Source organism: Pseudomonas protegens CHA0 (genome assembly GCF_000397205.1).
In the GTDB taxonomy this organism is placed as follows: domain Bacteria; phylum Pseudomonadota; class Gammaproteobacteria; order Pseudomonadales; family Pseudomonadaceae; genus Aquipseudomonas; species Aquipseudomonas protegens.
In genome coordinates this window covers 2,347,483-2,361,235 of the sequence record NC_021237.1, presented here as the reverse complement: position 1 = coordinate 2,361,235, position 13,753 = coordinate 2,347,483, and the positions used below count along the sequence as shown (strand labels likewise).

The 13,753-nt window shown below is 59.9% G+C and carries 17 protein-coding genes and 4 tRNA genes; 8 read left to right on the top strand and 13 right to left on the bottom strand.

Annotated features, from left to right (window positions below; translation table 11 throughout):
* Positions 1-55: 55 nt before the first annotated feature.
* Both PFLCHA0_RS10750 and PFLCHA0_RS10745 read left to right on the top strand, forming a co-directional pair.
* Positions 56-325, top strand: a complete 270-nt coding sequence (locus PFLCHA0_RS10750; protein ID WP_015634917.1) for a DUF1654 domain-containing protein — start codon at positions 56-58, stop codon at positions 323-325.
* 4 nt (positions 326-329) lie between these two features.
* Positions 330-1,019 carry an endonuclease gene (locus PFLCHA0_RS10745; protein WP_011060402.1) on the top strand — a complete coding sequence of 230 codons (690 nt, stop codon included), beginning with the start codon at positions 330-332 and terminating at the stop codon, positions 1,017-1,019.
* A 51-nt stretch (positions 1,020-1,070) separates the two neighbouring features.
* Here PFLCHA0_RS10745 and PFLCHA0_RS10740 read toward each other — a convergent pair whose 3' ends face one another.
* Positions 1,071-1,421 (bottom strand): hypothetical protein, encoded by a 351-nt coding sequence (locus PFLCHA0_RS10740; protein ID WP_015634916.1) that lies wholly within the window; start codon positions 1,419-1,421, stop codon positions 1,071-1,073.
* Between the two features lie 265 nt (positions 1,422-1,686).
* Here PFLCHA0_RS10740 and csrA point away from each other — a divergent pair, with 265 nt between their 5' ends.
* Entirely contained in the window at positions 1,687-1,881 is a 195-nt protein-coding gene (gene csrA / locus PFLCHA0_RS10735; RefSeq protein WP_007920550.1) for a carbon storage regulator CsrA, read from the top strand.
* 238 nt (positions 1,882-2,119) lie between these two features.
* Here csrA and PFLCHA0_RS10730 read toward each other — a convergent pair whose 3' ends face one another.
* From PFLCHA0_RS10730 to PFLCHA0_RS10705, 6 genes are all read right to left on the bottom strand, one after another.
* On the bottom strand, positions 2,120-2,560 hold the full coding sequence (locus tag PFLCHA0_RS10730) for a VOC family protein (protein ID WP_011060400.1): 441 nt from the start codon (positions 2,558-2,560) through the stop codon (positions 2,120-2,122).
* A gap of 79 nt (positions 2,561-2,639) precedes the next feature.
* Complete coding sequence (locus PFLCHA0_RS10725) at positions 2,640-3,101, bottom strand: DUF2214 family protein (protein ID WP_041752738.1); 462 nt, start codon at positions 3,099-3,101, stop codon at positions 2,640-2,642.
* A gap of 163 nt (positions 3,102-3,264) precedes the next feature.
* Positions 3,265-4,731 (bottom strand): glycosyl hydrolase family 18 protein, encoded by a 1,467-nt coding sequence (locus tag PFLCHA0_RS10720; protein ID WP_015634913.1) that lies wholly within the window; start codon positions 4,729-4,731, stop codon positions 3,265-3,267.
* Between the two features lie 45 nt (positions 4,732-4,776).
* Positions 4,777-5,406: a lytic polysaccharide monooxygenase auxiliary activity family 9 protein gene (locus tag PFLCHA0_RS10715; RefSeq protein WP_011060397.1), complete on the bottom strand. Its 630-nt coding sequence runs from the start codon at positions 5,404-5,406 to the stop codon at positions 4,777-4,779.
* 343 nt (positions 5,407-5,749) lie between these two features.
* Positions 5,750-6,100 carry a hypothetical protein gene (locus PFLCHA0_RS10710; protein WP_015634912.1) on the bottom strand — a complete coding sequence of 117 codons (351 nt, stop codon included), beginning with the start codon at positions 6,098-6,100 and terminating at the stop codon, positions 5,750-5,752.
* 88 nt (positions 6,101-6,188) lie between these two features.
* The gene (locus PFLCHA0_RS10705; protein ID WP_011060395.1) at positions 6,189-6,509 is read right to left on the bottom strand and encodes a helix-turn-helix domain-containing protein; all 321 of its coding nucleotides are present in this window, start codon (positions 6,507-6,509) and stop codon (positions 6,189-6,191) included.
* A gap of 274 nt (positions 6,510-6,783) precedes the next feature.
* Between PFLCHA0_RS10705 and PFLCHA0_RS10700 the strand changes: the two genes are divergently transcribed.
* The 3 genes from PFLCHA0_RS10700 to catB all read left to right on the top strand — a co-directional run bounded on the left by PFLCHA0_RS10700 (position 6,784) and on the right by catB (position 9,315).
* Positions 6,784-7,917, top strand: coding sequence for an RNA ligase RtcB family protein (locus PFLCHA0_RS10700; protein ID WP_015634911.1), 1,134 nt, complete (start codon positions 6,784-6,786; stop codon positions 7,915-7,917).
* The gene (prfH, locus tag PFLCHA0_RS10695; protein WP_015634910.1) at positions 7,917-8,537 is read left to right on the top strand and encodes a peptide chain release factor H; all 621 of its coding nucleotides are present in this window, start codon (positions 7,917-7,919) and stop codon (positions 8,535-8,537) included. The genes PFLCHA0_RS10700 and prfH overlap by 1 nt, the downstream gene beginning before the upstream one ends.
* Before the next feature lie 142 nt (positions 8,538-8,679).
* Entirely contained in the window at positions 8,680-9,315 is a 636-nt protein-coding gene (gene catB, locus PFLCHA0_RS10690) for a type B chloramphenicol O-acetyltransferase (RefSeq protein ID WP_041752092.1), read from the top strand.
* Between the two features lie 144 nt (positions 9,316-9,459).
* On the opposite strand, the gene PFLCHA0_RS10685 is transcribed toward catB, so the two are convergent.
* Positions 9,460-9,536: transfer RNA gene (locus tag PFLCHA0_RS10685), tRNA-Val, on the bottom strand.
* Positions 9,537-9,723: 187 nt separating this feature from the next.
* Between PFLCHA0_RS10685 and PFLCHA0_RS10680 the strand changes: the two genes are divergently transcribed.
* The gene (locus tag PFLCHA0_RS10680; RefSeq protein ID WP_011060391.1) at positions 9,724-11,007 is read left to right on the top strand and encodes an NAD(P)/FAD-dependent oxidoreductase; all 1,284 of its coding nucleotides are present in this window, start codon (positions 9,724-9,726) and stop codon (positions 11,005-11,007) included.
* A 51-nt stretch (positions 11,008-11,058) separates the two neighbouring features.
* Entirely contained in the window at positions 11,059-11,205 is a 147-nt protein-coding gene (locus PFLCHA0_RS31670) for a hypothetical protein (RefSeq protein ID WP_155246649.1), read from the top strand.
* Between the two features lie 8 nt (positions 11,206-11,213).
* Here the strand turns inward: PFLCHA0_RS31670 and PFLCHA0_RS10675 are convergent.
* The 5 genes from PFLCHA0_RS10675 to PFLCHA0_RS10655 all read right to left on the bottom strand — a co-directional run bounded on the left by PFLCHA0_RS10675 (position 11,214) and on the right by PFLCHA0_RS10655 (position 13,743).
* Positions 11,214-11,290, bottom strand: a tRNA-Asp gene (locus PFLCHA0_RS10675).
* A 102-nt stretch (positions 11,291-11,392) separates the two neighbouring features.
* Positions 11,393-11,469: transfer RNA gene (locus PFLCHA0_RS10670), tRNA-Asp, on the bottom strand.
* A 59-nt stretch (positions 11,470-11,528) separates the two neighbouring features.
* A tRNA-Val gene (locus PFLCHA0_RS10665) sits at positions 11,529-11,604 on the bottom strand.
* A gap of 154 nt (positions 11,605-11,758) precedes the next feature.
* Positions 11,759-12,535 (bottom strand): SDR family oxidoreductase, encoded by a 777-nt coding sequence (locus PFLCHA0_RS10660; protein ID WP_041117029.1) that lies wholly within the window; start codon positions 12,533-12,535, stop codon positions 11,759-11,761.
* The gene (locus tag PFLCHA0_RS10655; protein WP_015634907.1) at positions 12,532-13,743 is read right to left on the bottom strand and encodes an O-succinylhomoserine sulfhydrylase; all 1,212 of its coding nucleotides are present in this window, start codon (positions 13,741-13,743) and stop codon (positions 12,532-12,534) included. The genes PFLCHA0_RS10660 and PFLCHA0_RS10655 overlap by 4 nt, the downstream gene beginning before the upstream one ends.
* Between the last annotated feature and the right edge of the window lie 10 nt (positions 13,744-13,753).

Below are 13,753 nucleotides of genomic sequence, written 5' to 3'. Positions count from 1 at the left end.
AGAGGAACTTCTTGAATTTTAAGCAGTTGCGAAATGCCCTACAGTTAAATACTGTATGCACGTACAGCTTAATAAGGAATGTTCCGTGGCCACGACCCAAACGCCCCTCAGCTCCTACGAACGCCTGGGTGTGCGCATCCAGAAAATCATCAACTCTCCCACCGCACAAAAGGCCAAGGCAGCGCTGATCTTCCGCCTCGCCGATGAGCCACAGGATGAGTGGGAACGCCTGCTGGAGGAGATCGCCGAAAACGACAACGTCACCCTCGCCTACCGCGACGATGGCGGTGTGCAGATTTTCTGGGTCGTGCCGAAGGAAGATTGAGTCGATGAGTGTCCGTTGTTTTGCCCTGCTGTTGCTGTTTCTCGCCTGTTCCGCCCAAGCCGATGCACCCCGCACCTTCAGCGAAGCCAAGAAAGTCGCCTGGAAGCTCTACGCCCCCCAATCCACCGAGTTCTATTGCGGCTGCAAATACAACGGCAACCGGGTGAACCTGGCGGCCTGCGGCTATGTTCCGCGCAAGAACGCCAAGCGCGCCGAACGCATTGAATGGGAGCATATAGTGCCGGCCTGGCAGATCGGCCATCAGCGCCAGTGCTGGCAACAAGGCGGTCGCAAGAACTGCACACGCACCGATTCGGTCTATCAGCGCGCCGAGGCCGACCTGCACAATCTGGTACCGAGCATTGGCGAAGTGAATGGTGATCGCAGCAATTTCAGCTTCGGCTGGCTGCCGGAACAATCGGGCCAGTACGGTTCGTGCCTGACCCAGGTCGACTTCAAGGCCAAGAAGGTCATGCCTCGCCCTTCGATTCGCGGGATGATTGCCCGCACCTACTTCTACATGAGCAAGCAGTACGGCCTGCGCCTTTCCAAACAGGATCGTCAGCTCTTCGAAGCCTGGAACAAGACCTATCCAGTACAGGCCTGGGAGCGCCAGCGCAATCAGAGCGTGGCTTGCGTGATGGGGCGCGGCAATGAATTCGTCGGCGCAGTCAACCTCAAGGCTTGTGGCTGAACGCAGATCGCCCGCGGGTGGCGGGCGATCATTGAGCCTATGGAAACGGGCTTACTGCGCGGCTTGATGCTCGATGACCGTGACTTCGATGTCACGCTTCTTGGCCTTGACCAGCTTTTCGGTCACTTCATTCTTCTTCGCCTCGGCCTCGGCCTGGGAAGCAAACGGACCGACCACGACCAGACGCTTGCCGTCCACGGTCACCACATTGGAAATCACCCCGTGCTCGATCAGCCAGCCGGTCAGGTCACTCACCGCCAGGGGGAGCGAGCTGCCCACCAGCACATCCCATTGCGGCTCGGTCGAGGCCGGCTGGGTCTGTACTGCCACCGCCGTGCTCTTGTTCGCTTCGACCCGCTTGCCTTCCCCACAACCGGCCAACGCCAATACCGCCATCATCATCGCTACTGTGCGCACAACCTAACCCCTAGAAAGTCTGAGGTGGCGATTTTAGCACTCATGACCCGAGAGACCTCGTCACAAAATCGGACCGAAACAGGAAGAATGATATTTATTGCCTATGTATAGTTGCGCCTTGGGAATTAATAGATCTTCTGCGCGTCAGAAAGAGGCACCCACTCAGTGGAACTTCGCACTAATCTATACCTAAGACCGACCTCTGCACTGTTTGAATCTGGTGCCCTACAAAGCTATCAAGGAGAAGATCATGCTGATACTCACCCGCAAAGTCGGTGAAAGCATAAACATCGGTGACGACATTACGATCACCATTCTCGGCGTCAGCGGCCAGCAAGTGCGCATTGGTATCAACGCGCCAAAAGACGTCGCGGTACACCGGGAAGAAATCTATCAACGCATTCAGGCAGGCCTGACCGCTCCGGACAAACGCGAAACCCCCTGAACAGCATGAGCACCAGCCTTTTGCCCGCGCACAACGGCTGGCGCAGCGCCTGTCTTGTTTGCCTTGAGCTTTTCCCCGCAGACGGCCCGCACACCCTCGCCCGGTTGCAGCCACAGCAGATTCCCGCCCATCAGACTGTCGTCAACCACTGATTATCGCCCTTTCGCGATAGCGAGCCCGACCGTTGATTCCCGACACACGCCGCCGCTGCATTGCAGGCGGCGCACCGGTGCGGCGGTCAGGCGTCCGCTGCAGGCTCCACAGGCTTGAAGCCCAGGTCCTGGGTAAAGCGCAGCAGGTAACCATCCGGGTCGAGTACCAGCAGGTTCAACTCGCCGTGCAGCAATTCGTCGTGACGGTACCAGCACTCCTGAATCTCTCGACGCAAGGCAATGCCCGCCCGAGCCAGGGCGGCTGCCAACTGGCGAATATCCGGGCACTCGATGGACAGGTTCATGCCGCGGCCAAATGGAGCCTGCAAGGGCCCCACGCGCCACTCCGACTCCTGCTGGTCATCCTGCTCCAGCATCAGTTGGGCACCATTGAGGGAGAGGAAGGCAAAGAAGTGTTCCGGCCGCTGATACTCCACCTTGAAGCCCAGAAGATCGCAGTAGAAGGCCAGACTGCGCTGCAGGTCGGTGACCAGCATCTCCGGCACCAGGTCATTCATTTGAAACATCGAAGGCTTCCATTGCTCATTGATAGAGCCGCGAGCCTACTCTCAAGCAGCCATGCAGTGCAGCTCCGCTTACCAATGATTACAACTGAGCCCAGGTCACCCCACGCGCCATGCCGCTGGCGGCGATGACCATCAACACCATGAGCAGGGCCTGCACATCGCTGATACGGGCGAACAGCAGCGCCCGCCCGATCTGTGGCGCCACCCCTCGCCCCAGGGCCATGCGCCAGCGGATCAAGGTCAGCATCGGCAGGACCTCCAGCAACAGGATGATCACGAACAGCGTCATCTTCAGATGGAACAGCGGCTGGTGCAGGTAATACTCCGTACCCTTGCCATAACCGCCAAAAGCCCGCAACAACCCGGTGATCAACAACACCGCGGCCATCAGCCCCCAGACATTGTCGGCCCGCAACACCTGCCCGGGCGCCGCAGCGCCGCCGCTCAGGCGACGCAATGCCGAAGCACGCGCCAGTACCCCGGCAAAGGCACTGGCAAACGCCAGCAAATGCACAGCCGCCAGCAACCATTGCTGCAACATCGAGCTCATCTCCGCTTGATTGATCGACACATCCGGGCAGCTCAGTAATAGCTCATAACCCGGGCTGTTGCCGGCCAGCGGAAACGAAAAAGGCGGCTCGCACGGATCGACAACTTCCGCAAGAACCGCCTGGCCACTCAACTTCATCAATGGCCGTCACAACTCAGCCATGACGCTCCTGCAGCACCTTGCTCCACAGGGTGAACGCTACGGATGGCGTCCAGCCCGGGTTGGAGGTGTGCTCCTGAAGGCACAGGTAACGATTGCCTTCGTAAGTCACTCCATCCTCCCTGAGGTAGTGCTGGCTGGTGCGCCACTCGGGAAAGCTCGGATCGACCGCACCGCCTGCGGTCCTGGCACTCACACTGCGGCTGGGGAGCGACTCCTGGCCCTGAGTGTCGGTAGCGGTCACAAAATAGCTGTATTGGGTGTCCGCACTCAGCCCCTGATCCTCGAAGCCCGGAGAGGGGGTGCGAGCGACCGCATTGCCGTCGCGGTACAAGGTGTAGAACTCCACCGGCCGCACACTACCGGAAACACCCCAGCTCAGGTTGACGCTGCTGCGACTGGTGCCCAGTACCATCAGGTTTCCAGGAGCACCTGGGCGCTCCGGCTCACCGCCATCGCCATGGATCAGCGGCGCATAGCGATGACGAAACTCCCAGTTGTAGGGCACACCCTGCCGACTGATGCCGGCATCCCAGTTCACCGACCAGGTCATCAACCCCTTGATGGCGTGACCGGCGCCCTGCAAGCGCTTGAACGCATTGCTCACCGCCGACGGGTCGATCACATAGCCGGTGGCCGCGGCATCGACGTTGCTTGGCAGGCCTATCACCAGCTTGTCCGCGGCAATGCGAGTGAAACCACGGGTACCGGAGGCCAGGCTTTCGCTCAGGTAGTAGAGGAAATCCTCTTTCATCGCGTCATTGTTCTGGGCGATCCAGGCGCCCTGCCCGCCATTGGCCTCCTGCACCCAGAGCCCGTCGCCTCCCTGGTTATAGAACTGCGGCGCGACAAAGTCGTAATAGCCTTCCAGGGCCTGCAGGTAGGCCACGTACTTGCCATTGCTGGTCAGGTAGGGAAACTCAGGCGCCATGCTGATGATGAAGTGCTTGCCCTGGCCGGCGTAATGATCCTTCACCAGCTTCAAGGCGGCAGGCAGCACACTCTTGTTGTCGGCAAAGTCGATGGCGCTCTGCTCCAGGTCGATATCCAGGCCATCGAAGCCGTAGGTTTCCACCAGACGGATGATTTCGTTGGCCAGGGGCTGTTCGTTGCCCTTGTGCAATTCGATATGGGCATCGGCGCCGCCCAGGGAGATCAATACCGCCCGGCCCTGGCTGTTGAGCACGCCCACCTGGCGCCGGAACTCGGCGTCCGAAAGGTTGTAGGGCTTGAAGGTGGGAATACCGTTGCCCTTCATGAAGGCCACTGCAACCACGTTGTATTCCTTGGGCACGTCCACCAGATCCAGGTTGGCGAATTGCCCCTGCTGGTAGCCGTCGCTGTGACCGGCAGCCCAGTTGTGCCAGAAGCCCATGAGCACCTTCTTGCCGGCAATGCTCGGCATCAGGGAAGCAGCATCTGCGGCCTGACTCTTGATTAATGCAAAATCGATCTTATCCACGTTCTAATCCTTCAGAACTGTCAGAAAATGTTAACTACCTGAAACTTATTTAAAGTCCAGATCGAAAGCCTGATAAAAGCCATTGCCGGTATTGGCAACAATCCACACCAGTACTACAACATGGTGGCCCTTTTTATTTTTGGGCAGCACAACTTCATGATGAGTCTTGGCTTTCAATACCGAACCGAACTTGTCGAATGGCACTTCGGTGTAGAAGTCCTGATAAAAAGCCTGGGGTTCCAGCTGGGCGCGACTGATGCGCTGTTTCGGGTCCCAGCCGTCCTTGGTGATGAACCAGTTATAGCCCCGGGTAACGTGAGGTGCGGTGTATTCCCACTGCACCTGGAACACCTGGCCCGGGTTCACGTTCACCAGCGGCCAAGTGAAGGGCCGGTTGATCTTTTTCGACATTTCCTCGTTGGTGAAGTTGATGCAATCGCGATCATCAACCTTGCCGCCACTGAGAATATGACCATCGGCGGGTGGCGCGACACTGGCCACATCGCTGTCGTAAGGCTTTGGGAAAGGACCGGCGGCGAGGGCCGGAAAGTTTTTCCCGCCTTCCATCTCATTGACCTGCCAGGTTCCCAGCAGCCCCAGTTCTACCGCTACCGCACCGCGGCTGGACGGAGAAACAACGCGACCATGTTTTAGTTGAGCCTGTGGCTTATTCATATCTTTCACTCCATTGATTAATTAACTACTGCTCCTTATTGAGCACCCTCAACTTAGCGCACTTTTCCCTGCTTTTTTCATCACCACAAAAACTAACCATTCAGGACAATTTACAAAAGTCCGCCCCAGCCCCCTTAATCCCTGGACTTCCTTATTTCAACTGACAGTTTGAAGAGGCAATGTATTACACGCTTTGCTACAGGCTTATTGGGTGTTTCCACAGATCGCCAATAACAGCTGGCCTGACCAGCTGGAAACCATTCCCCAGAAATGACAAAACCCGGCCGATGCCGGGTTTGTACCTGATAGCGTCAAATGCCAACGCCAGTGACTATCCTCTGCGTTACAGACAGGTCGCTAGCGCCGCCAGGCGGCGCTTCGAGACATAGCTGTCTGCAACCGCATAAAAGTGGACGGTGGTCGTCGCGGCCTCGGCCTTGATATCGACAAAAGTCTCGGCGGAACGGGTATACACGGTGTACCCCCCTGCCCTGCCCGGTTGCAGATAGGCAGCGGCATCGACACCAAAGACCGACTCGTCCTGCCAGGCGAACTGCACACATTGCGCTACCAGTTGATCGGCCTTGGCCGAGGCCAGGGTTTTGTTGGGCGTTCGGGCCCGAGCTTCATCCATGGTAGAGCTCGCACAGCCAGCCAATAGCGCCGCCACCATTACCGCCATCAAAACCCGCATGCTGCCTCCTCCTCCTGAAAACGCGAGAGTATCGCTCAGGCCGCGTTAAAAAGGCGCGCGAACAGCAGAAAAACTCCCCCGCGCCCACTCAGCACTCCGCCAAGGAGGACGCCAGCTGGGCGATCGCCTCCTGGTCCTCATCTCCGAGGTGGCGGTAGTTCTGAATAATGGTGCTTTCATCCAGGCTCAGGCTGCCCTCGGACAAGCGCGAGCGCTCGCCGGTCAACACATAAAGCAGGTCAACGCCGTGGCGCCCGATGGCCATCAGGTAATCCGATTTGGGCACCCGCTCACCGCTCTCGTAACGGCCCTGGGCGTTGGCTTCAACACCGCCAATGGCACCGAATTCCTGCTGGGAGAGCCCCAACGCCTTGCGCTGTTCTTTCAAGCGCTCACCAAAGGTCTGCATAACCATCCTCATTCAACAAGGTGATGGTTTTACGACCGTAGCGGCCGCAGAAGGTGCACTTTGTTTGCCCACACCATTGCCAGCCCCCGGGCAAAAGATTAACCTGCGCGCCCTTTCCACACTTTTGCCAAGGAGATCCACCATGCAACAGCTGATCACCCCTTGCAGGACGTGCCTGGTTTAAACGCTGCAACCGCTACCCGCTAGCGCCTTCGCTTAACCCCCGCTTCGTCCTGCCACTACCTGAATATTTTTTTCCAATCAGGAATTGGACATGGACACTTGCATCCGTCATTTGTCGAACGGCGTCTCTCTGATCGCCTCCGACACCACCTGGATCGAAGACAAAGCGCTCCAGCAACTGCACACCACCGCACAACTGCCCGGCATGCGCCAGGTCGTCGGCATGCCCGACCTGCATCCAGGCCGGGGCTATCCGGTGGGCGCGGCATTTTTTTCCACCGAAGTGGCCTACCCGGCGCTGGTGGGCAACGACATCGGCTGCGGCATGGCGCTGTGGCAAACCGACCTCTCCAGCACTCGCCTCAACCTCGACAAGCTGGAAAAGAAAATCGGCAATATCGACCTGCCCCTGGATGAACAGTGGGATGAACAACGCGCGCAACTGGCATTGCCCGTCAGCGGTCATGAGCACTCCCTGGGTACCATCGGCGGCGGCAACCACTTCGCCGAACTGCAACAACTCGATCAGGTCCATGACGCCGACGCCCTGCAAGCGCTGGCACTGGACCCGAAAGCCTTGCTGCTGCTGGTGCACAGCGGCTCCCGAGGCCTGGGAGAAGCTATTTTGCGCAGCCACGTCGACCAACACGGCCACAACGGCCTGTTGATGACCAGCACCGCCGGCGCCCAGTACCTGGAGCAGCACGACCAGGCCTTGCGCTTTGCCGAGGCCAATCGACGGTTGATCGCCGAGCGCCTGCTGCACAATCTGCGGGCCAAGGGCCAGCCGCTGCTGGATATCAATCACAACCTGGTGTCTGCGGCGCAGGTCGACGGCGTATCGGGCTGGCTGCATCGCAAGGGCGCCACGCCATCGGACCAGGGTCCGGTGGTGATTCCCGGCTCCCGTGGCGACTACAGCTACCTGGTGCAACCGCTCCCCCAATCGTTCAGCCTCTACTCCCTGGCGCACGGCGCCGGGCGCAAGTGGCTGCGCAGCGACTGCAAGGGCCGGCTGGCAACGCGCTTCAGCTTCGATCAACTCAAGCGCACCCAGCTGGGCAGCCGAGTGATCTGCGAGGACCGCGGCCTGATGTACGAAGAGGCTCCCGAAGCCTACAAGAGCATCGACAGCGTGGTGGGCAGCCTGCGCGACGCCGGCCTGGTGAAGATCATCGCCCGACTCAAACCGGTACTGACCTACAAACGCCGGGGGTGCTGCTGATGATGATGTTGCTACAGCTGTCCTCCGCCCAAGGGCCTGCCGAATGCGAATTGGCAGTAACCCACGCATTACGCCGCCTGCATCACGAAGCCGAAGCTCAGAACGTGCGCCTCGGCATCATCGAGCAGGTTGCCAGCCAGGCTCGCGACGCCCATCGCTCGGTGCTGGTCAGCCTGGATGGCGAGCACGCCGCAAACCTGGCTCGACGCTGGACAGGCACCCTGCTGTGGATCTGCAAAAGCCCTCTGCGGCCCGCACATCGACGCAAGAACTGGTATTTCGCCGGCCAGCCATTCAGCGCCCCTGAAGAAGCCGAGGGCGGCGAGATCCGCTTCGAGGCCATGCGCGCTTCGGGCCCCGGCGGGCAGCATGTGAACAAGACCGACTCCGCGGTACGTGCCACCCATGTAGCGACCGGCATCAGCGTCAAGGTGCAGTCCGAACGCAGCCAGCACGATAACAAGCGCCTGGCTCGTCTATTGATCCAGCAACGGCTTGCCGATCGGCAAGAGCAATCCGTACAGGAACTGCGCTTGCAGCGTCGTGACGCCCATCACCGGGTTGAACGGGGCAATGCCGTGCGCACCTTCAGCGGCAGCGCCTTCACCCCTCTGGACTGACCCGCCCTGGTACGGGAAGCCGATCGTCACGACGGCTCCCCGAACCAGGTTGGTGGCTACAGAGGGCAATACGTAAAAGATCTTGAACCGGTGACCGATGCGGCAAATGCAGAGGACACTGAAGACATGGAGCAGAGTCCCGATGAACAACTACTTCGAAAGCCCCTTCAAGGGCATCACGCTTGATCGGCAAGTCACCCACCCGAATATTCGAGTAGGTCGTTTCAGCTACTACTCAGGCTACTACCACGGTCATAGTTTCGATGAGTGCGCGCGCTACCTGCCCCACGAGGAAGGTGCGGACAAGCTGATAATCGGCTCTTTCTGCTCAATCGGCTCGGGAGCCGCATTCATCATGGCCGGCAACCAGGGGCATAGAAGCGAGTGGATCAGCACCTTTCCGCTCTACTGGATGCCCGAGGAACCGGCCTTCGCGGGCGCGCAGAATGGATATCAAGCCGCAGGCGACACGGTGATCGGCAATGACGTCTGGATCGGTTCCGAAGCCATTGTCATGCCGGGCATCAGGATCGGCGATGGCGCCGTGATAGGCACTCGAGCCCTGGTGACACGGGACGTGGAACCCTACGCAATCATCGGCGGTAACCCCGCCAAGACGATTCGCAAGCGCTTCGATGATCGGCGTATCGAGATGCTTGTGAAAATGCAGTGGTGGAACTGGAGCAGCGAGCAGTTGAAAGCAGTGATGCCACTGATGACCAGTGCCAATGTCGAGGCGCTGTTTGAACATTGGCAGGAGCACATCCGCCCCGACTGATCACTGGCCAAGATCGCAGCGAGCGCTGCAATGCCAGTGGGCTTCTTGGCGGATTGTGCAAAGCCATCAAAATGGCCAGAAACAAAAAAGGGGCTCACCTTTCGGTGAACCCCTTCTAGACCGCCCAGCAGAGCGGATTTTGTTTGGTAGGCGCGATTGGACTCGAACCAACGACCCCCACCATGTCAAGGTGGTGCTCTAACCAACTGAGCTACGTGCCTGCTGTGAGGCGGCATTCTACGGAATTCCAAAGGGGTGTCAACACCTTTTTTGCAGCTAAGCCTATGAATATGCGAATTTTTTAATTTTCGTGGGATGAAGAAGTTTTTTCTTCAGTCTGGCAGCTCATTTGCAACTCAGGTAGCATCGGCGCACTCGTAAAATATATTAAACACATGAGGTCGCAGGATGGCGAACATTCCCTACCCACAGTCCTATTACGCGGCATCGGCCAATGCGGCTCCGGAACGTCCGATGCTCCAAGGCGAGATTGAAACCGATGTCTGCGTGATCGGTGCGGGTTATACCGGCCTGTCCAGCGCCCTGTTCCTCCTGGAAAACGGCTTTCGTGTGACCGTACTGGAGGCCGCCAAGGTCGGCTTTGGCGCTTCAGGGCGCAATGGCGGGCAGATCGTCAACAGCTACAGCCGCGATATCGACGTGATCGAACGCAGCGTCGGCCCCAAGCAGGCACAACTGCTGGGGCAGATGGCCTTTGAGGGTGGCCGGATCATTCGTGAACGGGTGGCCAAATACCAGATCCAGTGCGATCTGAAGGACGGCGGTGTATTCGCAGCGCTGACCAGCAAGCAGATGGGTCATCTGGAGTCGCAGAAGCGCCTGTGGGAGCGCTACGGCCACACCCAGCTGGAATTGCTGGATGAGCGGCGTATCCGCGAAATCGTGGCCTGCGATCAATACAAGGGCGGCATGCTCGACATGAGCGGCGGCCACATCCATCCACTGAACCTGGCACTGGGTGAAGCGGCTGCCGTGGAGTCGCTGGGCGGCACCCTCTATGAGCAGTCCCCGGCAATCCGCATCGAGCGCGGCGCCAATCCGGTGGTCCACACGCCCCAAGGAAAGGTCCGCGCCAAATTCATCATCGTTGCTGGCAATGCCTACCTGGGCAATCTGGTTCCGGAGCTGGCAGCCAAGTCCATGCCTTGCGGAACCCAGGTCATCACCACCGAGCCCCTGAGCGATGAGCTGGCAGCCAGCCTGTTGCCCCAGGATTACTGCGTCGAAGACTGCAACTACCTGCTGGACTACTACCGCCTCTCCGGCGACAAGCGCCTGATTTTCGGTGGCGGCGTGGTGTATGGCGCCCGCGACCCGGCGAACATCGAGGCCATCATCCGACCGAAGATGCTCAAGGCCTTCCCGCAACTGCAGAACGTGAAGATCGATTACGCCTGGACCGGCAACTTCCTGCTGACGCTGTCGCGCCTGCCCCAGGTTGGGCGCCTGGGGGACAATATCTACTACTCCCAGGGCTGCAGCGGCCACGGCGTGACCTACACCCACCTGGCCGGGAAAGTCCTGGCGGAGGCCCTGCGCGGCCAGGCTGAGCGCTTTGACGCCTTTGCCGACCTGCCTCACTACCCCTTCCCCGGCGGCCAGTTGCTGCGCACGCCATTCACCGCCCTGGGCGCTTGGTACTACAGCCTTCGGGACAAGCTCGGCTTCTGAAAGCCGAACCTCCTTGCAAGCACAAAAAAACCGCCGAGCAGGCGGTTTTTTGTGTTCGATCAGCAGCAAGCAAAAGACGCTGCCAAAGAGCGAATCCCGAAAACAAAAAACCCCGGTCTTGCGACCAGGGTCTTTGCTATCGATGCGAAACAAGCTGTTGGCTTGTTTCGTTGCTTCAAGGCGTTCAGTGATCCTTGAGGCTGATATGGCGCAGCGGACGGGACTCGAACCCGCGACCCCCGGCGTGACAGGCCGGTATTCTAACCGACTGAACTACCGCTGCGTATCGCTTGGACTTGCGTCCATGTGAACCGTTTAAATCATCTGATTGAAGAGCTTCGAGGCTTCCTCAATCTCAAGCCAGGCGAACCCGACTTGGAAAATATGGCGCAGCGGACGGGACTCGAACCCGCGACCCCCGGCGTGACAGGCCGGTATTCTAACCGACTGAACTACCGCTGCGCGTCGGTTGGAGGCTTCCTTGGAAGCTTCCCTCTTTCTTGCGAAAGAGACTCAGGGAATGGTGGGTGATGACGGGATCGAACCGCCGACATTCTGCTTGTAAGGCAGACGCTCTCCCGGCTGAGCTAATCACCCTTTGCTTCGCTGAGGCCGCGAAATTTACGCAGGTAACGAAGCTAAGTCAATAGCAGGCTTGAAGTTTTTTTCAAAAACAGCAGCAAGCAGAAACTTCGCACCAAGAGCCAGAGGCGCCCCTCTTGGGCTTGCAGCCACAAACTCGCTCCCACCCTTATTCCTGATAAATCATTTTCTTGGTCATGCCACCGTCCACCACGAATTCCTGGCCGGTGACAAAGCCCGAATTGCGGGACAGCAGCCAGGCCACCATGGAGGCCACATCTTCCACCGTCCCTACCCTGCCTGCCGGATGCTGGGCATGATCGGCATCGGATAACGGCTCTGCGCGACGCACCGCAGGATCCCGGGCATCGATCCAGCCGGGGCTTACCGCATTGACCCGAATCTCCGGCCCCAGGCTGATCGCCAGGGCATGAGTCAAGGCCAGCAACCCCCCCTTGCTCGCCGCGTAGGCTTCGCTGTCAGGCTCCGATTGCCTGGCGCGGGTAGAAGCCAGATTGACGATGGCGCCGCCATGGGCGCGCAAATACGGCGCACAGTGCTTGGCCAGCAGCATCGGCCCGCCCAGGTTCACCGCCATGACCCGATTCCAGTAGGCCAGATCCAGGCTTTCCAGGGTGATGTTGTGCGGGTCGGCTACAGCGGCATTGCAGACCAGGGCGTCGAGGCGCCCGAACTGCCCCAGCACCTCAGCCACCCCCTGGGCCACTTGCACTTCATCGGCCACGTCCATGGTGATGAACCAGGCACTTTCACCCAGCACCTTGGCCACCTTGGAGCCGCGCTCACGATCGAGGTCGGTCAACACCACCTGCCAGCCTTCGCTGATCAGCCAGGCAGCGATACCCAGGCCGATACCCCGGGCCGCGCCGGTCACCAGCGCGACACGCCCATTGCCGCCGCCCTGGGGCGTGGACAACTCGATCACAAGGCTGCCAGGCCGCGAGCCAGGTCGGCTTGCAGGTCGACCACGTCCTCCAGCCCCACCGCGATGCGGATCAGGCTGTCGCGAATGCCTGCCGCTTCACGCTCCTGGGGCGCCAGGCGCCCGTGGGACGTGGTGCTCGGATGGGTGATGGTGGTTTTGCTGTCGCCGAGGTTGGCGGTAATGGAGATCAGTCGCGTGGCATCGATAAAGCGCCAGGCGCCCTCTTTGCCGCCCTTGACCTCAAAACTCACCACCGCGCCAAAACCACGCTGCTGACGCTTGGCCAGCTCGTGCTGCGGATGGCTGGCAAGGCCTGCGTAGTGCACCTTCTCGACGCCCTCCTGCTGCTCCAGCCACTCAGCCAGGGCCAGGGCATTGGCACAATGAGCACGCATCCGCAGGTTGAGGGTTTCCAGGCCCTTGAGGAAGATCCAGGCGTTGAACGGGCTCAGGGTCGGCCCGGCGGTACGCAGGAAACCCACCACTTCTTTCATCTGCTCGCTGCGCCCGGCCACCACGCCGCCCATGCAACGACCCTGGCCGTCGATGAACTTGGTCGCCGAATGCACCACCACGTCCGCCCCCAGCTTCAACGGCTGCTGCAAGGCCGGAGTGCAGAAACAGTTATCCACCACCAGCATTGCGCCCTTGGCATGGGCCACCTCCGCCAACGCGGCGATATCCACCAGCTCGGCCAGCGGATTGGAGGGCGACTCGACGAACAGCAGCCTGGTATTGCTCTTGATCGCCGCATCCCAGCCGGACAGGTCCGCCAGGGGCACGTAATCGACTTCAACACCAAAGCGCTTGAAGTACTTCTCGAACAGGCTGATGGTGGAGCCGAACACGCTGCGCGACACCAGCACATGATCGCCGGCGCTGCACAGGCTCATGACCACCGAGAGAATGGCCGCCATGCCAGTGGCGGTCGCCACAGCCTGCTCTGCCCCTTCCAGCGCCGCGATGCGCTCTTCGAAGGAACGCACGGTGGGGTTGGTGTAGCGCGAATAGACGTTGCCCGGCACTTCGCCAGCAAACCGCGCCGCCGCATCGGCGGCCGTGCGGAACACATAGCTGGAGGTGAAGAACATCGGGTCACCGTGCTCGCCTTCCGGCGAGCGGTGTTGGCCGGCGCGCACCGCCAGGGTATCGAACGCTACGCCTTCAAGGTCGCTGTCCAGCCGACCGGCATCCCAATCCTGACTCATGCCGCCTACT